This window comes from Actinophytocola sp. (genome assembly GCF_035762905.1).
GTDB lineage: Bacteria > Actinomycetota > Actinomycetes > Mycobacteriales > Pseudonocardiaceae > DASYTH01.
The window spans coordinates 16679-38423 of the sequence record NZ_DASUCC010000103.1; the positions used below are offsets into that span (position 1 = coordinate 16679).

Below are 21745 nucleotides of genomic sequence, written 5' to 3' on the forward strand. Positions count from 1 at the left end.
TCAGCCGTCGACCAGGAGGCCGCGCAGGGGGCCCTGGAGGCGGCCGGCGCGGCGGGAGATGCCGGGCAGGAGGGTGAGCCGGTGGGTGCGCCGGGCGCCGGAGGTGGTGCGGTCGGCCTGATCCTCCGCGGTGGGGCGCCAGATGGTGTCGACCACGTCGGTCGGGTCGCCGTCGATCTCGGAGCGGGGCCGCTGCAGGTGTTCCGACCACAGGCGCAACCGGGTGTCGCGGGCGAGGGCGGCGTCGTCGGTGACGATATTGACCTCGGTGTCGTTGAACAGGGAGTGCTCGTTGAGGTTGGCCGAGCCGATGGTGAGCCACTCGTCGTCCACGATGGCGGTCTTGGCGTGCACGTAGACGGTGGCGCTGCGGTCGCCGTCGTGGGCGGTGATCGTGGTGGCGAGCAGGCGGCGGCCGCCGTCGTCGGCCTCGACCAGCCGGCCGAGCTGGCCGCGGGTGGTGTCGGCGCCGTTGCTGGGCTTGCGGGGCAGGACGAGGACGACGCGGAACCGGTCGTCCGGCGGGTCGCGCAGCTTGTCGATCAGGATCTCGGCGATCTCGGGAGACCAGAGGAACTGGTTCTCCAGGTAGATCAGGTGCTGGGCGGAGCACAACGCGCGCCGGTAGACGTCCAGGATTGAGAAGTCGCCGTGCGGGGCGAACTCGTAGGTCCGCTCCGGAACGGTGCGGACCAGTTGGACCCGGCTGAACGCGGTCGGCCGCGGCGGTTCGGGCGCGGGGAGGGCGTCGCCGGTCACCTCGTTCCAGCGGGCCCGGAAGTGCTCGGCGACGTCGGCGACGGCCGGGCCGGTGACCCTGGTCGTCACGTCGTGCCAGCCGAGGGGCCGGTCGGCCGGGTGGTCCCGGCTGTCGTGCCGGTCGCCCTGCAGCGCAGTGAAGTCAAGGCCGCCGACGAACGCGGTGGTGTCGTCGACGATCACCAGTTTCTCGTGGTGACAGTGCATCGTGCGCTCCCGGGTGTCCAGCACGCAGCGCACCGCACTGTCCCTTGTGAACTCCGCCCGCGCCGTGCGCACTCGCTTGCGGGTCGGCTCGAACACCGGCACCGGCGGGCCACCCCACAGCAGCAGCCGGACCGGCACCCGGCGCGCGGTCTGCGCCAGCAGCTCGCGCAGGGTCGGCGCGCCGGGCTCGCGGGTCAGCCGGAAGTCGGGGCTGGCGTGCCAGTTGGCGATGTGCACCGACGATTCGGCCCCCTCGATCGCGGCGCGGATGGCCGGCAGCGCCTCCTCGCCGTCGATCAGCACGTCCACCCGGTTGCCGTCCCGGACCGGGGCCCGATCGGAGAACCACCCGGTGGCGCCGGGTTCGAGGGCCGTGCGCCAGCCCAGCCGGGTGAGCCGCCGCCGGTGGTGTTGGCACAGCACCCGCTCCAACCCGTCGCCGACACGTTCGTCCACCTTGTCCACCAACGCCCGAACTGTCGCCACCCCTCCATCCCACAACAGATCACCAGTTTCCGCCCGATGCGGTTACGCTCAGGATCCGTTCCGTGGCCTAGCGAAAGGGGAACCGCATGCGGTCCGACATCCTGCGGGCACATCTGGACCGGCGCAAGGTCCTCGGCCTCGGCGCGGCGGCCACCGTGGCCGCCGCGGTGGCGCCCGCGGCCGCGACCCCGGCAGCCGCCGAGGGGCAGCCCGGCGGCCAGGGGCAGTTCAGCGACGCCATGTTCACCCCGGACGAGGTGGCCGGTTGGGCCGAGCGCACCGCGCGCCGGTACGGCCGCGACGACCAGCGCGGCACGTTCAACGAGATCAACCCGCAGACCACCCGCCGCGCCCTCGACCTGCTCGAGCGCGGCGGCCCGGTGCGCACGTACAACCTGGGCGAGCTGCTGTCCGACGACTTCCCGGCGTTTCCGTCCACCCCGCCCCGGACGCTGCGGCAGCGGCTGCTGGTCAACGGCTACCAGCCGCGCGGCGAGTTCGTCCCGGTCGCCGAGTACGACCCGAGGACCCACCCGTCGGCCGGCATCCTCGGCTCCCCCACCCCGCTCGGCCCGAACGCGCTGTCCTTCCACGAGGAGCGGTTCCCGCACAGCGGCACGTACCAGGTCGCCACGCAACTGGACAACCTCGGCCACATCGGCGTCGGCGAGGTCTACTACAACGGCAACCGCGGACCGGACATCGCCACCCCGCGCGGGCTTTCCCGGCTCGGCAACGAGAACATGGGTCCGGTCGTCACCCGCGCGGTGATCTACGACATCGTCGGCCTCAAGCTGGCCACCGGTGCCCGCGGCGACCTGTTCCGCTCGCCGGTCAACGACGAGTGGGTGCTGCGCGACAACTACCGGATCACCCTGGAGGACATGCGCACCGCATTGCGCCGCCAGGGCGTGCGCCGCGAGCCCGGCGCCGGCGACGTGGCGGTCTTCCGCACCGGCTGGACCCACCTGCTCAACCGGGCGGGCTTCGACGACCCGGCCGACCCGAGCAACGCCCGCTACCTGGCCGCCGAACCCGGCATCTTCCTGCGCGAGGCGCGCTATCTCGCCGACCGCCGGGTGGCCATCGCGGCCAGCGACACCTGGGGTCTTGAGGTGCTGGATCCCGCCGTCACGGCCGGAAACCTGTTCCCGGTGCACCAGGTGCTGATCGTGCAGAACGGCGTGCGGGTGGGCGAGGGAGTGCGCACGGAAAGCCTGGTGCGCGACGGGGTGTTCGAGTTCGTCTACATCGTGACGCCGCAGTTCCACGTCGGATCGACGGCGGGGAACACTCCGCCTGCCGGGCTGGCGGTGACCGGCCGGCACATATAAAATGACATTTCGCTTTTCAACGCCTAGGTAATTACATTACGTCGCGAGATCACTTCGTTGTGCAACATCCCCAACCCTGGGGATTCTCCTGATACGAATTGATCGCCGGCTTCCTAGGCTCCCTCCATGACGAATGTCGAGCCGGATGGCGCCAATCTTGCCGAGTTGGTGGAGCGAGCCAAGCGTGGGGACCGGGCGGCCTGGCAGGTCATTGTCGAACGCTTCGACGACTCCATGCGCCGGGTCGTCCTCGCCCACGGTGTGGACCGGGTGACCTGCGCCGACGTCGTGCAGCAGGCCTGGCTGTCCGCGGTGGCGAACCTGGCCGCGCTGCGCTCGGCGGCGGCGCTGGGGGCGTGGCTGCGCAGCATCGCCCGGCACGAGTGCCGGCGGATGCTCAAGGCCAGGAACCGGGAGGCCATCCACCTGCTCGACCTGCGTCGCTATCCGGACGACGAGGATCAGCAGGTCCGGATCCGCGACGATGCGCCCGGCCCGGAGGATGAACTGCTGCGCACCGAGCAGCGCAAGTTGCTGCGGCTGGCCTGGCGGGCGCTGCCCGAGCGGGACCGCAGCCTGCTCACTCTTCTGCTGGCTGAACCGCGCCGCCCCTATGCGGAGATATCGCGCCATATCGGTGTCCCGATTGGCAGTATCGGACCCACAAGGGCGAGGTGCCTGACTCGATTGCGTAACGAACTGAAGACGCTCGGCGTGCACGACAGCTGGGTGGCCGCGTAATCGGATGTGCCCGGTCGAAATCGCGTCTAGACTGCCGACATGCTCGTCGGCAGAGCTACCGAAATCGCGTACCTCGATGATCTGATAGCCGGAGCCCGAGTCGGAAAGGCCGGGGTCCTGGTACTGCGCGGCGAGGCCGGGATCGGGAAAACCGCGCTCCTCTCCAATATCGCCGCCGACGATTTCACCGTCCTGCGGACCCAGGGCCACGAGGTCGAGTCCCATGTGTCCTTCGGCGGGCTGGCCACCCTGCTCGAACCCGTCGCCCGGCACCTGCCCGAGCTGCCGGACGCCCAGGCGGCCGCGCTGGCCGGCGCGCTGCGGCTCAAGCCGGCCACCGGCGGCGACCGGCTCGGCGTCGGCACCGCCACGCTCGGCCTGATCGCCAGGGCCGCCGAGCGCGCCCCGGTGCTGCTGACCGTGGACGACGCGCACTGGCTGGACCTGCCCTCGCTCGAGGCGATCGTGTTCGCCAGCCGACGGCTGCACGCCGAGCGGGCCGCCGTGGTGATCGCGGCCCGGACGGCCGACGACACCGATCCGGATGTGGCCGCCTGGCTGGACTCGCTGCCCAACCTGGCCGTGTCCGGGCTGAGCGAGCGGGACGCCGTCGAGCTGCTCGACCGGCACGCGCCCCCGCTCGGCCCGCAGCTGCGGCGCCGGCACCTGGCCGAGACCATGGGCAACCCGCTGGCCCTGCTGGAGCTGACCGCACAGCTCGACGTCGACTCGCTCGGTTTCCCGGTCGAGCCGGTGGCCATCGGCCGCCGGCTCGAGCAGGCGTTCGGTCAACGGCTGGCCAACTGTCCGATGTCGACCCGCAGGGCGCTGCTGCTGCTGGCGGTGTGCGGCGGCGAGACCGACGCGCTGCGGCCGCTGCTCGAGGCGCAGGGCCTGTCCACGGCCGCGCTCGAGCCGGCCGAGATCGCCGGGCTGGTGACCGCGGGCGCGGGCGAGGTCGCCTTCCGGCACCCGCTGATGCGTGCGGCGGTCTACCAGCTGGCCACCCCGGGCGAGCGCCGGGAGGCACACCGGGCGATCGCGCTGGTCATGGCCGCACTGGGCACCCCCCGTGCGGCCGACCGCGAGGTCTGGCACCTGGCCGCGGCGACCACGCTGCCGGACGAGCAGGTGGCCGGGCGGCTGGAGCGGGCGGCGCGGTCGGCGGCCGAGCGGCGCAGCTACTCCACGGCGATGGAGATGTACGACGTGGCCGCCCGGCTGTCCCCGGCGGGCGACAGCCGGGCCCGCCGGATGCTGTCCGCCGCCGAGCTGTCCATGCAGGCCGGCCGCACCCACGCCGGGTTGTCCATTCTGGACCGGATGCAGGCCGAGACGGCCGACCAGGCGCTGCTCACCCAGGCGGTGCATGTGCGCTGCCGGATCGAGATGTGGGGCGGCAAGCCGGTGGTGGCCCGGGACCGGCTGCTCGACGAGGGCCTGCTGCTTGCCGCCGGGGAGCCGATCTGGAAGGCGGTGATGCTGTCCCACGCGTCGCTGCTCACCGTGATGCTCGGCGAGCTGGCCTCGGCGGTTTCCACCTCGGCCACCGCCGTCGAGCTGGTCGGGAACCTGCCCGACCAGATGATCATGCAGGTGCTGCTGGTGCACGCGCTGGCGCTGGCCGCGCACGGCGAGACCAGGGCGGCCCGCCCGCTGCTCGACCGGTGCCGGCCGTTCCTGCGCGACTACGACCCGCTGTCGGCCGACCAGTCGCTGCTGATCGCCGCGCTGGCGTTCGAGGCGGTCGAGCAGCCGGCCGAGGCCCAGCAGTGGTACCGGCGCGCGGTCGAGGCGGCCCGGGAGGCCGGCGCGGTCGGGCTGCTGCCGTTCCAGCTCAGCGCGCTGGCCCTGGCCCAGTGGCGCGAGGGGGCGTGGCCGGCGGCCCTGTCCACCGCGGCCGAGGCGGCCAACCTGGCCGAGGAGACCGGCTGGCGCACCGAGATCCCGAACAGCCTGGTGGCGCTGGCCATGGTCGAGGCCGGGCTGGGCCGGGAGAACGAGTGCCGGGCGCACGCCGCCCGGGCGGTGCAGATCGCCACCGCCACCGGCGCCCGGATCATCGACATCAAGGCCGACATCGCGCTGGCGCTGCTTGAGCTGGGCGCCGGCCGGCCGGAGGCCGCGGCCCGCCGGCTGGAGCGGGTGGCCGCGTTCGCCGCCGCCAACGACCTCGGCGATCCGCTGCTGCTCGGCTGGGCGGCCGACGCGGTGGAGGCCGGGGTGCGGGGCGGCCGGCCGAAGCTGGCCGACGAGGCGCTCGCCGTGCTGCAGGCCGAGGCGCACCGGTCCGGGCGGCCGACCGCGCTGGCCCGGGCGGCCCGCGGCCGGGCCCTGCTCGCCGACGACCCGCGCGCGGCCGAGGCGGCCATCGACGAGGCGCTCGCGCACCACGCCATGGCCGACTGGCCGTTCGAGGAGGCCAGGACCCGGCTGGTGCACGGGGAGTTGCTGCGCCGGGACCGCAAGCGCGCCAGGGCCCGCGCGGCGCTGGAACGCAGCGCGGACATGTTCGAGCGGCTGGGCGCGGTGGAGTTCGCCAACCGGGCCGGCGACGAGCTGCGCGCGGTCGGCGGCTCGACCCGGCCCCGCTCGGCGACGACCGGGACCGACCTGACCCCGCAGGAGACCAACGTGGCCCTGGTGGTGGCCGGCGGCGCGACCAACGCCGAGGCGGCCGCCCGGCTGTTCCTGTCCGAGAAGACGATCGAGTACCACCTGTCGAGCGTGTACCGCAAGCTCGGCATCCGGTCCCGCAGCCAACTGGCCCGCGCGGTCACGCCGTGAGCGGACCTGCCCGCGAACCAGCGTCGTCGGCCGAGCCGGCCAGCGCGCCGCGGATGCCGGTCAGCCAGCCGCCGATGTCCGCCCGGGTGGCCTCGACCGCGTCGGGGGGCAGGAGCACGTGGCCGCACCCCTGGACCACGTGCACCCGCCCACCCGTCCCCCGGATCAGCGCGTGAAAGAAGGCGAGCTGGCGGGGCAGGTCCACCAGCCGGTCCCGGGCGCCGAACCAGATCCCCAGCGGCCCGGGCAGCGGCTGGAAGATCCCGGCCAGGTCGCCGCGCAGCCAGCTCATCCGGCGGCGCAGGTCGCCGACCGCCATCCGGCCGAGCGCGGCGAAGAAGGCGGCGCCGGTCCCGGGCGCCGGTCCGAACACGAACCGGGACGCCGTCGGCGTGGTCGCCGCGTAGAGCGCCTGCGGGGTCACCGCGAACGCCGCGGCGGCCAGCCGCAGCCGCACCGGCGGCAGCCCGGTGAACGGGCTGACCAGCACGCTGCCCCGGGCCGGCGCCGCCACCAGCGGCGCGACCGAACCCAGCAGCAGGTTGCCGAACGACTGGCCCCACCAGGTCACCGGCGCCCGGCCGAGGCAGCGGTCCAGCAGCCCGGCGATCGTGTCCACCAGCGCGCCGAAGAACCGGTGCCGCTCGCCCGAGTAGTCCACCAGCACCAGCCGCCCGCCGCCGGGTTCGGCCAGCGCCACCGGACCGGCCAGGTGCAGGCAGCTCTCCCCGCTGCCCTCCATGCCGGGCAGCAGCACGACCGGCGGGCCGGAGCCGGTGGCCAGCAGCCGGACCCCGCCGGCCCGGCCCAACTCCTGCCAGCGCGCCGGGCCGGTCATTTTCGATTCACCGCCGCGCGCAGCCAGGCCGGGGTGGCCCGGGGTTGTGGCGCCTTGAGATAGGTGTCGGCCAGCCGGCCGAGGAAGAAGCCGAGGAACCGGGACAGCGCACCCAACCGGTCCGCCCGCATGCTGGCCAGCTGGCGGAGCAGGCCGGCCGGGGACAGGCGCAGGATGCCGGCGGCCAGCTCGCTGCCGTCCGGGTCGAGCACGATGGTGTGCAGCGTCGTGGTGTCCCGCCACAGGTCCGGCCCGGTGTCGTGGTGGACGAACTTCTCCCCGCGCAGCAACAGCTCCCGGCCGTCTGCGGCCGGCACGATCAGCTCGTAGATCATGCGCAGATCCCCGATCGCCTTCTCCACCAACAGGTTGACCGTGCCGGACCGGATCGGCAGCGTTCCGCCGAGCGCCGGGCAGACCACCGTGCCGTGCACCCGGCCGCGGTGCTCCGGGTCGGCGGCGAACTCCTCGACGTCGGCGATGGTGATCTCCAGCCGCAGCTCGCACGGGGTGGCCGGCTGCTCCGGTTCGGCCAGCCGCAGGCTCCCGGACATCCGCTCCCGGAACGAGATTCCGGCGGCTACCGGCGGGGTTCCGTTGCCGGCGACGGTTCCGCAGCCGTTTCCGGAGAAGCCGTTGGTGAGCAACGGGATTCCGCGCTCGCGGCACCACCGGCGGGCGTCCGCGACCCCCAGCTCGACCGCCCGGCGCACCTGGGAGTTGCGCAACACGAGGAGGTAGTGCATCGGCACCTCGGCGGCCAGCATCCGCACGGTGACCCGGTGCGGGTAGTGCCCGGGGCGGTTCTCGTCGATCGCCCGGTTGCTCTCCTCGATCCGGCGCAGCCCGGCCCGCAGCTCGGCGTTGGCCATCGCCTCGATCATCTGGAAGTAGCCGTTGACGAAGCCGCCGCGCCAGATCCCGCCGGTGCCGACCGTCCACACCACCCACAGTTCGGTGGCCCCGCGGCGGATCGCCTCCTCCAGGTTGGAGTCGGTGGCGAACACCGCGTCGATGTAGGTGTCCGAGCCGACCCGGACCGGGTCGAACCACCACGGCAGGGACACCGCGGACACCAGCAGATCCTCGGTCAGCTCGGCCGGGCCGACCGCGCGGTGCTCGTGCGCGGTGAAGTTGTAGACGTCGAACACCGCCTCCCGGGCCGAGGTGCGGATCGCGTGCCAGTCGAGGCCGAACGCCGGGAAGATCTTCCGGCGCAGCCCGCGGCCGGACAGCATGGCCGGGGCGAACGGCCCGCGCCGCAGCAGTCCACGGCTCACGCTGGCGGCGGCGAGTGGCTTGTAGTCGCGCCAGGCGTCGGCGATCTGCCGGCCGGTGTAACCCTGGCTCCACATCGCGAGGTTGAGCGTCCCGCCGCTGGACCCGGTGGCCAGCTGCATGTCCATGCCGGCCTCGTCCAGCCATACCTGCAGCACCCCCGCCTGGTAGGCGACCTTGAGGCCGCCACCGGCCAGGATCAGCGCCCGGCGCACGGTCGCGGTCATCCGACGGCCTCCAGGGTGGGCGGCCGGCGGCGGCCGGCGCCGAGCCGCTCGGTCATCCGCCCGGCGAACCGCTCGGCCAGCGCCGCGATGGTCAGCCCCGGGTTGGCGCCGACCGGGCCGGGCAGCACGGATCCGTCGGCGACGAACAGTCCACTGTGGCCGAACGACTCGCCGTGGTCGTCCACGACGCCGCGGCGCTTGTCCACGGCCATCGGGCAACCGCCGAGCGGGTGCACGGTGATCAGCCGGCGGAGCAGCCGGGTCGGGTTCATCGTCAACTCGCCGCCGAGCTCCTCGGCCACCGCGGCCATGGTCGCGGTCAGCCGGTCCAGATAGGTCCGGGAGGTCGCCTCGCACCAGTCCACGTCCAGCCAGCCGCCGCGCAGCCGCAGCCGCCCGTCCGGCACGTCCCGGCCCATGCCGAGCAGCGGCAGCATCCCGGCGGCGCGCTGCCCGGCGCCGAACAGCGCGCCGACCTCCGCGCCGATCCGGCTGTTCGGCGCGCCGGACAGGCCGGCGAGCACCCGACCGACCGCGGCCCGTGCCACCCGCTTGGCCGTGCCGGCCGCCCCGGTGGTCTCGACCAGCCAGTCCACGAACGCCGGGTATCCGCCGTCCTGCAGGTAGAAGCCGCGCCCCTCGCCGCCGTCCAGCGCGTCCGGCACCCGGATCGTGCTGGTGATCACCGGGCCGCTGGACGGGTCGAGCCGGTCCGGGCTGGACCGGACGAACCCGAGCAGGTCGCCGTTGCCGCTGAACCGGGTGCCCAGCGCCGGGCCGAGTGCGGGCAACCGGTCCCGGTTGCGCAGCAGCAGGTACGTGCTGCCGAGCGCGCCGGCGGCCAGCACCACGACCCGGGCCCGCACGGTGCGCACCGCAAGCCGGGAGGTGTCCAACCGCACCCCCTCGTTCTCCGGTTCGTGGCGCACGTAGCCGACCTCGAACCCGCCGCCCGGCAGGGGCGTCACGGTGCGCACCTCGCACCGGTCCCGCAGATCCGCACCGGCCCGGTCGGCCATGCTCAGGTAGGTGTAGTCCAGGGTGTTCTTGCTGCCGAAGTTGCAGCCGAAGTTGCACTCGCCGCACAGCTGACAGGTGTGCCGGACGGCGCCGTGCAGGTTCGGTTCCGCCCCGGCGATCGGGTCGCCGGGATGCTGTCCCTTGCCGGCGAACGACACGGCCAGCGGCGGCCGGAACCAGTCCAGCCGCAGCCGCTTCGCCGCCTGCCGCAGGGCCACCGTCTTCGGCGTGCCGTCCGCGTGCGGGTACGGGTTGGCCCGCGCGCCGAGGACCTCCTCGGCCAGGTCGTAGCAGGGATCGAGGTCGGCCCTCGTCACCGGCCAGGACTCGTACCCGCCGCTGGGTGCGCCGTCGTCGACGAACCAGCGCTCGTCCTTGCGCAGCAACACGTTGGCGTAGATCAGCGAGCCGCCGCCGAGCCCGCTGGACACGACCGCCTCGAGGTGCCGGAACGACCAGAAGTCGAACAGGCCCTGCAGCCCCTCGCTCGGATCCCACATCGCCCTGGCCAGTTCGGCCGGCCGCCGGGCGAACGATCCCGGCGGGTAGCGCCGGCCACGTTCCAGCAGGACGACGGCATGCCCCTGCTCCGCCATCCGGCAGGCGGCGACCGACCCGCCGAAACCGGATCCCACCACCACCGCGTCGACCCTCTCCGTCATGCATGACAGGAGTCCTGCCGGCGGGCATGTGATACATGCGGCAGACTCTCGAACCGTGCGGTTCAACGAGTTGATGGGCGGCCTGGACTACCCGATGTTCATCGTGACCGTGACCGACGGTGACCAGCTTGCGGGTTGCCTGGTCGGGTTCGCGGCACAGTGCAGCATCGAGCCGGCCCGGTTCATGGTGTGGTTGTCCAAGAAGAACCACACCTACCAGGTGGCGTCGGCGGCCGAGGTGCTCGCGGTGCACGTGCCGACCCAGGCGAACCTGGACCTGGCCACGTTGTTCGGCACCCGGACCGGTTTCGACGTCGACAAGTTCGACCGGTGCGCGTGGCGGACCGGTCCCGGTGGCGTCCCGGTGCTGACCGACTGCCAGCAGTGGTTCACCGGCCGGGTGCTCAGCCGGTTCGACACCGGCGACCACGAGGGCCTGCTGCTCGCCCCGGACGCGGTCGGCCCCGCCACCGGGCTCGGCCAGCTAGGCTTCCAGCAGGTCAAGCATCTCGACGCGGGCAACGAGGCAGGTTGACACGATGATCTTCATTACCGCCAAGTTCCGGGTACGTCCCGAGGACGCCGACCGCTGGCCGGAGATCAGCGCGGAGTTCACCGCCGCCACCCGGGCCGAACCCGGCTGTCTCTGGTTCGACTGGTCCCGCAGCCTCGACGACCCCACCGAGTACGTCCTGGTCGAGGCGTTCCACGACGGTGACGCCGGCGCCGCCCACGTGCAGTCCGACCACTTCCGCGCCGCGCAGCAGACCCTCCCCCGGCACCTCGCCGAAACCCCCCGCATCATCAACTTCGCCGTCCCCCAGGACGACTGGTCCCGGCTCGGCGAGTTGGCCGTACCGGAATAGCAGGGAGCACGCGATGACCGAGGAGAACCCCGAGACCACGCCGACCGGTGATTACACCGAGGGTGGGGTGCCGAGTTTCGACTACGTGCGGGACCGGATCGAGGGGCGGTTCGCGACGTCGGTGGGGGCGGAGGAGCTGGCCGAGAAGACCAGTTCGGAGCTGGACGAGCAGCTGGCCGAGCGGGACCGGGCGGGGCGGGAGAAACTGGACGAGATTCGGCGGGCGATGCGGGGGGACCAGTAACGGCAGTGGCCCGGAAGGGCGGCCTTTGGGGCAATGGGGGACGGGGATGAACCCGGGGTGGAAAGCGGTCGTGTGGGGAGTGTGCCGGCAGTGGGCCGGTAGCACGATCATTGGGGAGACAAAGTGCGAAAAGTGAGCATGGGGCTGGTTGCCGCGGTTGCCGCCGTGGGATTCGCCGCGGGGGCGGTGCCGGCGAGTGGCGGGCCGGAGTCGGATCAGCGGGGGGTGCCGGAGCAGCTTCGGGTGCCGGACGGGAACCGGCGGATCGCGACCATGCCGGCGCGAGGGGTGCAGACCTACCAGTGCACGGCCGGGGCGTGGGTGTTCCTGCAGCCGGACGCGATCCTCGAGTTCCGTGGCCGGGCGCAGGTGCTGCACACCCGAGGCCCGGTGTGGACGTCGGTGCGGGACGGCAGCTCGGTGCCGGCGGCCGCGGTGGCCAACGCGCCGGTCGCCGGGGCGATCCCGCAGCTTCTGTTGCAGGCCAACGGTCATCGCGGACCGGGGCTGCTGGCCGAGGTGACCTACATCCAGCGCCTGAACACCACCGGCGGGCTGGCGCCGGCGGGGACGTGCACCGACGGGGCCACCGCGTCGGTCCAGTACACCGCTGACTACACGTTCTGGGTGGCGGCCGGCTGAGGCCGGCGCTCCCGCCGGGGCGACCAACCCGCCCCGGCGGGAGCGGCCGCGGGTCAGGAGGCCTCGACGACGGTCTTGATCCGGTTGGCGAAGTCCGGAGCGTCCTTGCGGGCCGCGCTGAGGGCGAAGCCGGCGAGCAGCTTGCCGAGACCGTGCCCCTCGAGCACGTTGAACACGCGCAGCCGGGTCTTTCCGTCCGAAGTGGACTCGAGATCGTAACCGCCCTGGCTGGCCGTGACCAGGTTCTTCGACTGCTCGGCCCAGCGGATCCGGCTCGGCGACTCGAGTTCGGTGATCTTGAACTCCCGCTTGGTCTTCACGCCGGCATCCTTGACGGTGCTGGCGAACACGGTGCCGACCGCGGTCGGACCGTCCGGTGTCTTGGCGATCTCCAACACCCGCGGGCTGAACTTCGGGTCGTTCGTACCATCGGCCAGAAAGGCGAAAACCTCGTCGATGGGTCGGTCGATGTCCACCGTCGCCTCGAACTGACCGGCCATATGCGCTCCTTTTCCGTCGGCCCCCTGTTGTCGTTCGGGGGCACTATTCCAGATCAAGAGCGCACGAGTGCGGATTAGCGACGCAGGATCTTGTCGAACAGGTGGGAGACGGCGTCGTCCGCCTGCATGGCTTGGCTGCGGACGCCGGCGAGGGCTTCGGAGGCGACGGTTTCGCTGGACTCGCGGACGATGGCCGGGAGGTCGACCGAGTCGATGACCTCCTGGGCGATGGTCGGCAGGTCCAGGCGGGAGATCACCTCGTCGACGTCGAGGCCCTCGGCCAGCAGGTTGAGGTCGAGGTGCTCCTGGATCATCCTGGTGAGGTCCGAGATGGTCAGCACCCGCAGCACGACCCAGCGCAGCACCACGTCGGCGGCGTGCTCGAGGTCGGCCTGCGCCTCCCGGCCGCGCCGGTCGAGGGCCGTGGTGAGCCAGTCCGGGACGCCGGCCCGGGCGAGGGCCAGCGCGGGTCGGACCGCCCAGCGGGCAAGGTCCACCGCGCCGGCCGCCGCGCCGAGCAGGACCGTTGGCGAGGGCACCTCAGGACGTCACGGGCCGGGGTGGGCGGCTGGTCCGGGCGGCGGCGTCGCTCTCCGTGCCGCGTCCGGCCGCGATGCCGACCAGGATCCCGGTCACGCCGTAGACCGCCAGCGCCAGACCGACCAGCCAGGTCAGCGCCACCAGGGTGGCCTCAGGGAAGGCGAGCAGGATGATGCCGAGCGCCATGCTGATCACGCCGGAGAAGATCCCCCAGCCGCCACCGCCGGTGAACCCGTGCACCACCTCGATCACGCCGCCGACCACCCAGGTCAGCCCGAGCAGCAGGGCGAGCACCGCGACGGTCTGGAACGGTCCGCGCAGGCAGAGGATGCCCACCACGATCATCAGCAGACCGAGCAGGGCGAGCAGCACCCGGCCCCAGCCGCTGGCGTCGTCGACGGCGAACGCCGAGACGATCCAGAAGACGCCGCCGATGAACAGCTGCACGCCGAACAGCACGGCCAGCACGAGCAGGGTGGGTTCGGGCCAGATCAGCACGACGACACCGAACACCAGCGTGAGCACCCCGAAGGTGATCCGCCAGGCACGGGACCGGCCGACCGAGGCCAGGGTCTCCGCCGCCGCATAGGTGGGGTCAGCCGAGCTCGGATCGGAGTGGGTCATGGAACACTCCCTTGGCGATGGGTTGGGCTCGGATAGAAGCTGCTCCGGCCCGGTCCGCCGCTCTTCCCCTCAAGCGGGTGAAATGGTCGTCCGCTGTGGACGCCCTCCCGCCGTTTCCCCATTTCATCACGCACGGGCGAAGTGCTCCGGCTGCGCCGGGTCCACTGTTCTGCTACCGGCCGATTCCGGCCCGAACCGCGAGGAGGTGCGCGCCGGTGCCGCAGCACTACGAGTTCCGGGTGTCGGGGCGGGTGTCGGACCGCGCGCAGGTCGCGATGGAAGAGTTCTCCGAGATGAAAATCGTGCCAGCACCGCCGGAGACCATCATCTACGGCGAGGTGACCGACCAGTCGCACCTGCACGGGATTCTGACGTTCCTGGAGAACCTGGGCCTGCACATCGTCTCCGTGCACGAGTTGCCGGAGCGGGCCGAGCGGCCGGAACGATCGGACTGAACCGGGTATCTGAACCGGTCACCGACCGGTCACCTCAGGAAGGTGACGAAGCCTCAGGCATGGTTCGGTTTCGGGGTGAGCGGCTGGCGGAAAACGAAGTGCAGCACAGCCGTCACCACCGTGACGCACAGCGCGGCCAGCAGATCCCACCAGAAGTTGTCGATCGAAAGCGCATCCGACCACCGGGCGGTCAGCGCGAAGATGACCGCGTTGATGACGAGCGTGAACAGGCCGAGGGTCAGCAACAGCAGCGGTATGGTCAGCAACCGGAGCAGGGTCCCCAGCGTCACGTTGATCAGTGCGAACAGCGCCGCGATCCACAGCAGGGACAGCAGACCGCCGTGGATGTGCACTCCGGGAAGCAACGCGGCGACCAGTCCGATCGCGACGGCGAGCAGCACCCAGTGCAGCAACAGGCGTTTGAGCACGGTCTCTCCTCAGGCCTCGGCCGGTTCCGGTTCTTGCGTGGAGTCCGGCCCGGCTTCCGGTTTCGGCTCGGCCTTCGCCTTCGCCGCCGCGCGCTCGGCCTTCCGTTCCGCCTTCTCCGCCTTCCGCTCCGCTCGCGGCGGCGGGCGTTGCACACCGAGCAGCGCGTCGGCCCACCGGGCGCCGGGGTCGACATCCACCAGCAGCGCCTTGGCCAGCAGGGTGAGCGGGATGGCCAGGATCGCGCCGAGCGCGCCGATCAGCCAGGCCCAGAACAGCAGCGCCAGGAACGCGATCGTCGAGGAGAGGCCGACCGCGTTGCCGACGAACCGGGGCTGGATCAGTGACTGGCACACGAAGTTGAACACGATGTAGACCGCGATCACCGCCAACATCAGGCCCGGGCCGCCACCGAGCAGCCCCAGCAGGGCCGGCGGGATCACCCCGATGATGAAGCCGACGTTCGGAATGTAGTTGGTGATGAAGGAAAGTAGCCCCCAGGTGACCGGCAGCGGAATCCCCAGCAGCGCCAGGGCGATCGTGTCGAGCACGGCGACCATCAACCCGAAAACCGTCGAGACGACCATGTAGCTGCGCGTGCCGTGGACGAACTCGCCGAGCGCGTCGGCGATTCGCGGGCGGTCCGCCGCGATCACCCGCAGCCGGGCCGTGGCGGAGGTCGTCTCGAAGCTGAGAAACAGCAACAGGGAGAACAGGAACACGAGGTTCGACAGGATTCCGCCCACCGTGCCGAGCAACGACCCGAGCAGGTCGGCGAGCTTGGTCAGGTCGACCGAGTTGGCCACCGAGTCCACCTGCTCGGCGTCGACCCCAAGTTGGGCGAGGAAATCCCGGACCCCGCCGAGCAGTTCGTCGGCCCGCTCGGCGTATTCCGGCACCACGCTGGCCAGCCGGGCCACCGACACGATGATCACCAGGAACAGGCTGGCCAGGATCGCGTACACGGCGAGGATCAGCGTCGCCACGGCCAGCCAGCGCGGCGTGCCGTGGCGCAACAGCCAACTCTGCAGCGGGCTGACCGAGATGACGATGACGAGCGCGAGGAACACCGGCCCGATCAGCCAGGCCGCCGCCCAGATCCCCGCGCCGGTGATGACGGCGGCGGAAAGGCCGAGCAGGATGACGAGTCCCCGGGGCAGCGGAGCGCGGCCCGGTGGTTCGTGCACCAGCTCGGCCTCGGTCACCGAGGTGTTCCCTGACGCCATTCGTCATCCGACGGCGGGACGGCGCCCTGCGGCCGCTGCTCGCGCGGCGGCGGCACCTGTCCCCACTGTTGCCCTCCGGCCGGCGGCGGTACCTGGCCCCACTGCTGCTGCCCGGCCGGCGGAACCTGACGGCGCGGGCGTTGCCGGGCACTGCGGGCGACGCCGGGCAGGATGATCGTGATCGTGAGGCCGACCACCATGTTGATCCCGGCCGTGGCGACCTTGCTCGACATCTCGGCGTCGAGGGTCAGTGGCAGCAGCACCGCGACCGTGGTGAGCAGCAGCATGATCCAGGTGAAGAACGAGGCGTACCGGGGCGTGGTCACGGAAAGCAGCTGCAGCAGTCCGGTGGCGAACAGGGTGCCGACCGCGGCGCTCAGCGCGTAGGTGAACGTGTTCGCGTTGCCCCACACGCCATCGCCCTTCGGCGCGAGCACGGGGATGTCCAGAACACCACGGACGAACAGGATGCCGACCACCGCGACCAGGGCGGTGACCAGTGCGGCGATCGATGCGCCTGCCCAGAGCCGGCCGGGGTCCAGCCGGATCAGCGGCGGCGGCGCGGACTGTTGCTCGTTCACCGGATATCACCACCAGTCTCGGGATGTGACCGGGTTTGCAGGACCCGGCGTTCCAACCGTTCCAACAGCAGCGGGCAGACCATCAACACCGCCAGCACGATCACGATGGACATCACCTATCGCCCCAGGATCTGGGCCTTTTGAGCTTCGAACTCGGCCGCGGACAGCACGCCGGCCTGGTGCAGCTCGGCCAACCGTTCCAGCCGGCCGAGTTGCTCGTCGGTGATCCCGCCCGGCGCCTGCTGCGCGGCATAGCCCTGCGGCGGGTAGGCCTGCTGCTCGGCGTAGGCATCCTGTTCGGCGGCCCGGCGTTCCTGGCCCCGGGACACCGCGCCGCTGACCGCGGTCGCCGTGCCGGCGATCACGGCGGTGCGGCCCACGGTGCGGATCAGGCCGGGGCCGCGGCGCAGTCCGGCTCGTCCAACGAACATCTCGTTGCCTCCTCAGACTTCGCTCATGGCGTGTTTCAGCGCGGCCTCGAACACCTCGTTCGGGATTCGCTCGTGCGCGACCACCCGGCCGTTGGCATTGGTCACCGCCTCGATGAACCGGCTGGCCCAGCTGTTCTCCCAGACCAGCACCGCGGCGGAGCTGTCCGGCGCGAGCTCCTCGGCCGCCAGCTCAAGGTCCTCCTGGCTGACCAGGCCGTTGATCTCGCCGTCGAGCCGGTGGAAGATGGCCGCCTCGTCGGGATCGAGCGCGGCCAGCTCGACGGCCTCGGCCGTCCCGTCGGCGTCCTTCTTGACGAAGATCAGGTCGACGATCCGGATCACGCCGGTGCTGACCAGTTCGTGGAGTGCCGGCACGATCTCACCGCTGAACTTGTTGCCGGGAAACTCGAAGATGGCGTATTCGAGTGGGCCACGGGGCATGGCGGACCTGCCTTCGCACGGTTGACTTGGCCGTCGCGGCACACGCTCCCAGCCGCCCGCCCGGCCCCGGGTCCTCCGCAGCGGGTGATGTCCACCCAGCTCAGACCGGTTGGTACAGCCTCGCCCCGGATAGGTGAAGTGCCCGACCCGCGCCGTCCGGACGCTGGCACGGTCAGACCCGCCGCACCGTGGGAGGCCCACCGTGACCGAGCCGCTCAACCCCGCCGAGCGCGCCGAGCTGGAACGGCTGCGCGGCGAGGTGGAGGCGCTGCGCACCGCCGGGGGCAGACACCGGCTGCACTGGAGGTCGGTGGTGTCCGCGGTGCTCATCGTGGTCGGCTGCCTGCTGGCTCCGGTGGCCGTGGCCACCATCTGGGTGCACAACCAGGTCTCCGACACCGACCGGTTCGTGGCCACCACCGCACCGCTGATCGAGGAACCGACGGTGCAGGCGGCGATCACCAACCGGGTCACCGACACCGTGTTCACCTACGTGAACATCCCCGACCTGGTCAACGAGGCGGTGGACGGCCTGGTCGAGCTGGGCCTGCCGGAGCAGGTCGCCGACCGGCTGCGCGGCCTGATCGGGCCGCTGACCACGGCGGTGCAAGGCTTCGTCCGGGGCAAGGTGGCCGAACTGGTGTCCAGTCCGGGGTTCCAGGAGGCCTGGCGGGAGACCGTGCGGCTGACCCACGACGCGTCCACCAAGGTGCTCGCCGGCGAGGCCTCGGCGATCGAGATCCGCGGGCAGGACGTGACCCTGGACCTGGGCGCGTTCATCAACCTGGCCAAACAGCAGCTCTCCGACGCCGGTTTCACCATCGTGAACCGGCTGCCCGACGTGCACCCGCGGATCACCATCACCAGCGCCGAGGACCTGGTGCGGGCGCAGAACGCCTACTCCGCGCTGGACAGCCTGGCGTCCTGGCTGCCCTGGGTCACGCTGGCGTTGCTCGCGCTCGGCGTCTACGTGGCCCGCCACCACCGGCGCGCCCTGCTGTCCGCCGGGCTCGGCGTCGCGGCGAGCATGGTGCTGCTGGCCGCCGTGCTCCTCGTGGCCCGCAGCTCGCTGATCAACTCCGTGCCCGGGACCGCGGTCGCCCCGGCCGCGGCCAGCTACGACATCCTGGTCCGGTTCCTGCGCGACGGCCTGCGCCTGGTGTTCGTGGTCGGACTGGTGGTGGCCCTCGGCGCGTTCCTCACCGGGCCCTCGGTGACGGCGGTGCGGGTGCGCGGCGCCGGCCGGACGTCCATGACCTGGCTGCGCGAGCGCGGCGCGAAGGCCGGCCTGCGCACCGGCCCGGTCGGCGGCTGGGTGCACCAGTACCGGTCGTTGCTGCGGGGCGCGGCGCTCGCGGTGGCCGTGCTCGTCTTCATCTTCCTCGACCAGCCAAGCGGGTTCGCCGTGCTGATCATCTCGCTGGTGCTCGTGGTGCTGCTCGGCGTGATCCAACTGCTCGACCAGCCGCCCGGCCCGGGCACCGATGCGGCCCGGACCGCCTCTTGATCACCCGTCACGGGTGACGCCGGTGCCCGCGGGACGGTCCTAGCGTCGGCGAAACGCCGGCGCCGAGCCGGTGCCGACGCAGGCAGAGAGAAGGACTGCGATGGTTTCCTACGATTCCGAGCAGCAGCAGGGCAAGCCCGTCTCCGGATGGGCGATCGGCGGTATCACCTTCGCTGCGACGATCATGTTGATGGTCGGCGTTTTCCAGGCGATTGCCGGTCTGGTTGCGCTCTTCGACGACCAGTTCTACGTGGTCGGTGATAACTACACCTTCAAGTTCGACATCACCGCGTGGGGCTGGATTCATCTCATTCTGGGCATCGGCCTTGCGATCGCCGGCTACGGCCTGTTCACCAGGGCCACCTGGGCCGGAATCGTGGCGATGACGCTGGCCGTGCTGAGCGGGATCGCGAACTTCTTCTTCATCCCGTACTACCCGATCTGGTCGCTGGTGATCATCGCTCTCGACGTCTGGGTGATCTGGTCGCTGACCCGGCCATACGCGATAAAGACCTGACCCAGGGGGCCGCGGCCGGACGGCCGGTCGCGGCACCTCACCCCGCTTGTGTGAGGAAGTCCGGAGTCGCCGGTGGAGAGGCTCCGGAATGGTACGACCACCGATCTACGGAGGATCCAACAATGGCGACCTTGACGGTCTGGAAGTTCGACAATCCGACGGCGGCCGACGACACCGTCAGAACTCTGGAGATGCTGGCCAAGCAGGAGCTGATCAACCTCCACGACGCGGCAACGGTCTCCTGGCCGACGGACCGGAAGAAGCCGAAGACCCGCCAACTGCGCAACATGGCCGGCATCGGCGCGATGGGTGGCATGTTCTGGGGAATGCTGTTCGGCCTGATCTTCTTCGTTCCGTTCCTGGGTGCCGCCGTCGGCGCGGCCGCGGGCGCGCTCGGCGGGGCACTGACCGACGTCGGCATCGACGACGACTTCATCAAGGCGGTGCGGGACCAGGTCACGCCGGGCACCTCGGCGCTGTTCCTGCTGTCCAGCGGCGCGGTCGCGGACAAGGTCCAGCCGGCGATCGCCGAGCACAACCCGCACCTGATCCAGTCCAACCTGACCGCGGAGCAGGAGAAGGCGCTGCGCGAGATGCTCGGCGAGTAGCCGTGCACGTCACCGTGGACGGGGTACCTGCCACAGGCTGATCTGCCGCATGATCATGATCAGCGGCACCGCGGAGGACGCGACCAGCAGACATCCGACGCTCTCCGTGATCACCGCCGTGTGCAGCCCCGCCACGGTGTCCGCGTTCTCCCAGAGCCGGCCGGAGAGCCTGTTGGCCAGGGAGCCGCCCAGGAACAGTCCCCACCACAGGTTGACCAGCCGGGCTCCGGGGACGCTCTGCAGATCGAAGAGGTCGGGGTGGTTGTCCGGCCGGCTCGCCCGGTGCACCTGGTCGACCACGCCGCGCGGAACGAAGAACCAGGCGATCGGCAACCACCCGGTGATGATCCAGTGCATGCGCCACCTGTGCGGCGCCGGGCACAGCAGCTCGGCGTTGCGCCGGGCCCGCCACAGCCACACCGTGAACACGACGCCTGCGGCGAGCAACGAGAGCACCGAAGCCCAGGAGGTCGCCACGACGAGGCTGTCCGCGTCGTCCAGGTCGGCGAGGGTGACGCTGTCCTCGCCCGCGATGTAATCCCGCACCAGTCCGTATCCGTGCCAGGTGGCCGCCGATGCCACGACGGCGGTGACGATGTGGAGTCCGATGAGGACCGCGGCCGCGTAGCCGGCGCCGGCCACGGGACGCAGCCGCACGGGCGCGCCGACGTTCTCTTGCTCGATCAAGGCCCATCCCCCAGTCGCTGAAAACGTGAAGCCGTATCCTCGACCCGCCGGACCGCCTTGGGCAAGAGTGATTTTCGGCGCAGTACCGGACTCAACGGCCGGCGCGCACTCCGGCCAGCTCCGCGGCGGCTCGGGCGCTGCCCCAGGACAGGCTGACGCCGTTGCCGCCGTGGCCGTAGTTGTGCACGACCAGGGCGGCGCCGAGCCGCTCGGCCTCGACCCGGACCGCCGGGCGGACCGGGCGCAGGCCGGTGACCGTCTCGATCACCTCGGCGTCGCGCAGCCGGGGCTCCACCCGCCGGCAGCGTTCGACGATCCGCTCGGTGAGGTCCGGGTCGGGGGTGGTGTCCCAGCGGTCCGGGATCCGGATCCCGCCGCACACCACCCGATGCGGCTGCGGGAAGAAGCTCACCCATTCCGGCGCCATGGTCAGCTCGAGGAACAGCCGGTCGAGGCCGGGGTTGGTGAGCATGACGTGCTGGCCGAACACCGGGCGCACCTCGGGGTCGCCGGCCAGTTCGCGGGCGCCGAGACCGGAGCAGTTGAGCACCACCGGCGCCTCGGCGGCCGCCTCGGCGAGCGATGCCACGGTGCGCTGCTCGAGCACGCCGCCGGCCGCGGCCAGCCGGCGCTCCAGGTAGGGCAGGTAGCGCGGCATGTCGGCGAGCGGCATCCGCGACCGGAAGCCGGTGCGGAAACCGGCCGGCAGCTCGTCCGGGGTGGCCGGGCGCAGCTCGGGGATCAGCCGGGCCTCCGGCGGCAACTCGCCGCCGAGCGCGTCGCCGACGGTCAGCACCGGCACCAGCCGCACGCCGGTCTCCGGATCCTCGGCGAGCTCGGTGAACTCGTGCAACGACCACTCGGTCCAGCGCAGCGTCTGCGCCGCCGGCTCCAGCATGGACGGCCCCCACATCGCCCCGGCGACCACCGAGGTGGTGGCGAGCGGCGGCCGGTCGGTCCACACCCGCACCGTCCGCCCGGCCTCGGCCAGGCAGATGGCCGTGGTCAACCCGATGACCCCGGCGCCGACCACCACGACCTGATCATCTCCGGGACGCGCCACGACCCCACCCTATGCTGGCCGTTGACCGACGACGTGCTCTTTCCCCCG

Annotated in this window: 25 protein-coding genes; 11 read left to right on the top strand and 14 right to left on the bottom strand. The window is 71.7% G+C overall.

The genetic code is table 11. From position 1 onward, the window contains the following. Complete coding sequence (locus tag VFV67_RS22890; protein WP_326472666.1) at window positions 1-1452, bottom strand: phospholipase D family protein; 1452 nt, start codon at window positions 1450-1452, stop codon at window positions 1-3. 86 nt (window positions 1453-1538) lie between these two features. On the opposite strand from VFV67_RS22890, the gene VFV67_RS22895 reads away from it, so the two are divergent. From VFV67_RS22895 to VFV67_RS22905, 3 genes are all read left to right on the top strand, one after another. Next, window positions 1539-2786 carry a cyclase family protein gene (locus VFV67_RS22895; protein ID WP_326472667.1) on the top strand — a complete coding sequence of 416 codons (1248 nt, stop codon included), beginning with the start codon at window positions 1539-1541 and terminating at the stop codon, window positions 2784-2786. A 126-nt stretch (window positions 2787-2912) separates the two neighbouring features. Further along, window positions 2913-3527: a sigma-70 family RNA polymerase sigma factor gene (locus tag VFV67_RS22900; RefSeq protein ID WP_326472668.1), complete on the top strand. Its 615-nt coding sequence runs from the start codon at window positions 2913-2915 to the stop codon at window positions 3525-3527. 39 nt (window positions 3528-3566) lie between these two features. Then, entirely contained in the window at window positions 3567-6314 is a 2748-nt protein-coding gene (locus VFV67_RS22905) for an AAA family ATPase (RefSeq protein WP_326472669.1), read from the top strand. Here the strand turns inward: VFV67_RS22905 and VFV67_RS22910 are convergent. From VFV67_RS22910 to VFV67_RS22920, 3 genes are read right to left on the bottom strand one after another with little or no spacing between them, the layout of a single operon-like run. Next, window positions 6304-7152: a hypothetical protein gene (locus VFV67_RS22910; RefSeq protein WP_326472670.1), complete on the bottom strand. Its 849-nt coding sequence runs from the start codon at window positions 7150-7152 to the stop codon at window positions 6304-6306. The genes VFV67_RS22905 and VFV67_RS22910 overlap by 11 nt on opposite strands. After that, window positions 7149-8657 (bottom strand): patatin-like phospholipase family protein, encoded by a 1509-nt coding sequence (locus VFV67_RS22915; RefSeq protein WP_326472671.1) that lies wholly within the window; start codon window positions 8655-8657, stop codon window positions 7149-7151. The genes VFV67_RS22910 and VFV67_RS22915 overlap by 4 nt, the downstream gene beginning before the upstream one ends. Next, complete coding sequence (locus tag VFV67_RS22920; RefSeq protein ID WP_326472672.1) at window positions 8654-10339, bottom strand: GMC oxidoreductase; 1686 nt, start codon at window positions 10337-10339, stop codon at window positions 8654-8656. The genes VFV67_RS22915 and VFV67_RS22920 overlap by 4 nt, the downstream gene beginning before the upstream one ends. A gap of 55 nt (window positions 10340-10394) precedes the next feature. On the opposite strand from VFV67_RS22920, the gene VFV67_RS22925 reads away from it, so the two are divergent. From VFV67_RS22925 to VFV67_RS22940, 4 genes are all read left to right on the top strand, one after another. Further along, entirely contained in the window at window positions 10395-10874 is a 480-nt protein-coding gene (locus VFV67_RS22925; RefSeq protein WP_326472673.1) for a flavin reductase family protein, read from the top strand. 4 nt (window positions 10875-10878) lie between these two features. Further along, complete coding sequence (locus VFV67_RS22930) at window positions 10879-11205, top strand: putative quinol monooxygenase (protein ID WP_326472674.1); 327 nt, start codon at window positions 10879-10881, stop codon at window positions 11203-11205. A 13-nt stretch (window positions 11206-11218) separates the two neighbouring features. Then, the gene (locus tag VFV67_RS22935) at window positions 11219-11449 is read left to right on the top strand and encodes a hypothetical protein (protein WP_326472675.1); all 231 of its coding nucleotides are present in this window, start codon (window positions 11219-11221) and stop codon (window positions 11447-11449) included. Between the two features lie 123 nt (window positions 11450-11572). Then, entirely contained in the window at window positions 11573-12091 is a 519-nt protein-coding gene (locus VFV67_RS22940; protein WP_326472676.1) for a DUF3455 domain-containing protein, read from the top strand. 53 nt (window positions 12092-12144) lie between these two features. Here the strand turns inward: VFV67_RS22940 and VFV67_RS22945 are convergent, their stop codons facing one another. The 3 genes from VFV67_RS22945 to VFV67_RS22955 all read right to left on the bottom strand — a co-directional run bounded on the left by VFV67_RS22945 (window position 12145) and on the right by VFV67_RS22955 (window position 13755). After that, the gene (locus VFV67_RS22945; RefSeq protein WP_326472677.1) at window positions 12145-12591 is read right to left on the bottom strand and encodes an SRPBCC family protein; all 447 of its coding nucleotides are present in this window, start codon (window positions 12589-12591) and stop codon (window positions 12145-12147) included. Between the two features lie 74 nt (window positions 12592-12665). After that, window positions 12666-13130, bottom strand: a complete 465-nt coding sequence (locus tag VFV67_RS22950; RefSeq protein ID WP_326472678.1) for a hypothetical protein — start codon at window positions 13128-13130, stop codon at window positions 12666-12668. Window position 13131: 1 nt separating this feature from the next. Continuing rightward, window positions 13132-13755, bottom strand: coding sequence for an HdeD family acid-resistance protein (locus tag VFV67_RS22955; RefSeq protein WP_326472679.1), 624 nt, complete (start codon window positions 13753-13755; stop codon window positions 13132-13134). Between the two features lie 215 nt (window positions 13756-13970). Here VFV67_RS22955 and VFV67_RS22960 point away from each other — a divergent pair, with 215 nt between their 5' ends. Next, window positions 13971-14210 (top strand): hypothetical protein, encoded by a 240-nt coding sequence (locus VFV67_RS22960; protein WP_326472680.1) that lies wholly within the window; start codon window positions 13971-13973, stop codon window positions 14208-14210. 53 nt (window positions 14211-14263) lie between these two features. Here VFV67_RS22960 and VFV67_RS22965 read toward each other — a convergent pair whose 3' ends face one another. From VFV67_RS22965 to VFV67_RS22985, 5 genes are all read right to left on the bottom strand, one after another. Continuing rightward, entirely contained in the window at window positions 14264-14638 is a 375-nt protein-coding gene (locus VFV67_RS22965) for a phage holin family protein (protein WP_326472681.1), read from the bottom strand. Window positions 14639-14647: 9 nt separating this feature from the next. Next, window positions 14648-15841, bottom strand: coding sequence for an AI-2E family transporter (locus tag VFV67_RS22970; RefSeq protein ID WP_326472682.1), 1194 nt, complete (start codon window positions 15839-15841; stop codon window positions 14648-14650). After that, window positions 15838-16443, bottom strand: coding sequence for a DUF6069 family protein (locus tag VFV67_RS22975; protein ID WP_326472683.1), 606 nt, complete (start codon window positions 16441-16443; stop codon window positions 15838-15840). The genes VFV67_RS22970 and VFV67_RS22975 overlap by 4 nt, the downstream gene beginning before the upstream one ends. 116 nt (window positions 16444-16559) lie before the next feature. Further along, window positions 16560-16874, bottom strand: a complete 315-nt coding sequence (locus VFV67_RS22980) for an SHOCT domain-containing protein (protein ID WP_326472684.1) — start codon at window positions 16872-16874, stop codon at window positions 16560-16562. A gap of 12 nt (window positions 16875-16886) precedes the next feature. Beyond that, window positions 16887-17315 (bottom strand): DUF6325 family protein, encoded by a 429-nt coding sequence (locus VFV67_RS22985; protein WP_326472685.1) that lies wholly within the window; start codon window positions 17313-17315, stop codon window positions 16887-16889. A gap of 202 nt (window positions 17316-17517) precedes the next feature. Here VFV67_RS22985 and VFV67_RS22990 point away from each other — a divergent pair, with 202 nt between their 5' ends. The 3 genes from VFV67_RS22990 to VFV67_RS23000 all read left to right on the top strand — a co-directional run bounded on the left by VFV67_RS22990 (window position 17518) and on the right by VFV67_RS23000 (window position 19947). Further along, the gene (locus VFV67_RS22990) at window positions 17518-18822 is read left to right on the top strand and encodes a hypothetical protein (protein WP_326472686.1); all 1305 of its coding nucleotides are present in this window, start codon (window positions 17518-17520) and stop codon (window positions 18820-18822) included. 70 nt (window positions 18823-18892) lie between these two features. Further along, window positions 18893-19339, top strand: a complete 447-nt coding sequence (locus VFV67_RS22995) for a DUF7144 family membrane protein (protein WP_326472687.1) — start codon at window positions 18893-18895, stop codon at window positions 19337-19339. 122 nt (window positions 19340-19461) lie between these two features. Continuing rightward, window positions 19462-19947, top strand: a complete 486-nt coding sequence (locus VFV67_RS23000; protein WP_326472688.1) for a DUF1269 domain-containing protein — start codon at window positions 19462-19464, stop codon at window positions 19945-19947. Between the two features lie 9 nt (window positions 19948-19956). Here VFV67_RS23000 and VFV67_RS23005 read toward each other — a convergent pair whose 3' ends face one another. Continuing rightward, complete coding sequence (locus tag VFV67_RS23005) at window positions 19957-20634, bottom strand: DUF4328 domain-containing protein (RefSeq protein WP_326472689.1); 678 nt, start codon at window positions 20632-20634, stop codon at window positions 19957-19959. A 91-nt stretch (window positions 20635-20725) separates the two neighbouring features. Then, complete coding sequence (locus tag VFV67_RS23010) at window positions 20726-21697, bottom strand: FAD-dependent oxidoreductase (protein WP_326472690.1); 972 nt, start codon at window positions 21695-21697, stop codon at window positions 20726-20728. Between the last annotated feature and the right edge of the window lie 48 nt (window positions 21698-21745).

Excerpts from the sequence above, each read along its gene's own strand:
- VFV67_RS22985 (WP_326472685.1), bottom strand. The coding sequence starts at position 17,315 with ATGCCCCGTGGCCCACTCGAATACGCCATCTTCGAGTTTCCCGGCAAC.
- VFV67_RS22935 (WP_326472675.1), top strand. The coding sequence starts at position 11,219 with ATGACCGAGGAGAACCCCGAGACCACGCCGACCGGTGATTACACCGAG.
- VFV67_RS22920 (WP_326472672.1), bottom strand. The coding sequence starts at position 10,339 with ATGACGGAGAGGGTCGACGCGGTGGTGGTGGGATCCGGTTTCGGCGGG.
- VFV67_RS22945 (WP_326472677.1), bottom strand. The coding sequence starts at position 12,591 with ATGGCCGGTCAGTTCGAGGCGACGGTGGACATCGACCGACCCATCGAC.
- VFV67_RS22910 (WP_326472670.1), bottom strand. The coding sequence starts at position 7,152 with ATGACCGGCCCGGCGCGCTGGCAGGAGTTGGGCCGGGCCGGCGGGGTC.
- VFV67_RS22900 (WP_326472668.1), top strand. The coding sequence starts at position 2,913 with ATGACGAATGTCGAGCCGGATGGCGCCAATCTTGCCGAGTTGGTGGAG.
- VFV67_RS22915 (WP_326472671.1), bottom strand. The coding sequence starts at position 8,657 with ATGACCGCGACCGTGCGCCGGGCGCTGATCCTGGCCGGTGGCGGCCTC.
- VFV67_RS22955 (WP_326472679.1), bottom strand. The coding sequence starts at position 13,755 with ATGACCCACTCCGATCCGAGCTCGGCTGACCCCACCTATGCGGCGGCG.
- VFV67_RS22905 (WP_326472669.1), top strand. The coding sequence starts at position 3,567 with ATGCTCGTCGGCAGAGCTACCGAAATCGCGTACCTCGATGATCTGATA.
- VFV67_RS22895 (WP_326472667.1), top strand. The coding sequence starts at position 1,539 with ATGCGGTCCGACATCCTGCGGGCACATCTGGACCGGCGCAAGGTCCTC.
- VFV67_RS22980 (WP_326472684.1), bottom strand. The coding sequence starts at position 16,874 with ATGTTCGTTGGACGAGCCGGACTGCGCCGCGGCCCCGGCCTGATCCGC.
- VFV67_RS22930 (WP_326472674.1), top strand. The coding sequence starts at position 10,879 with ATGATCTTCATTACCGCCAAGTTCCGGGTACGTCCCGAGGACGCCGAC.
- VFV67_RS23000 (WP_326472688.1), top strand. The coding sequence starts at position 19,462 with ATGGCGACCTTGACGGTCTGGAAGTTCGACAATCCGACGGCGGCCGAC.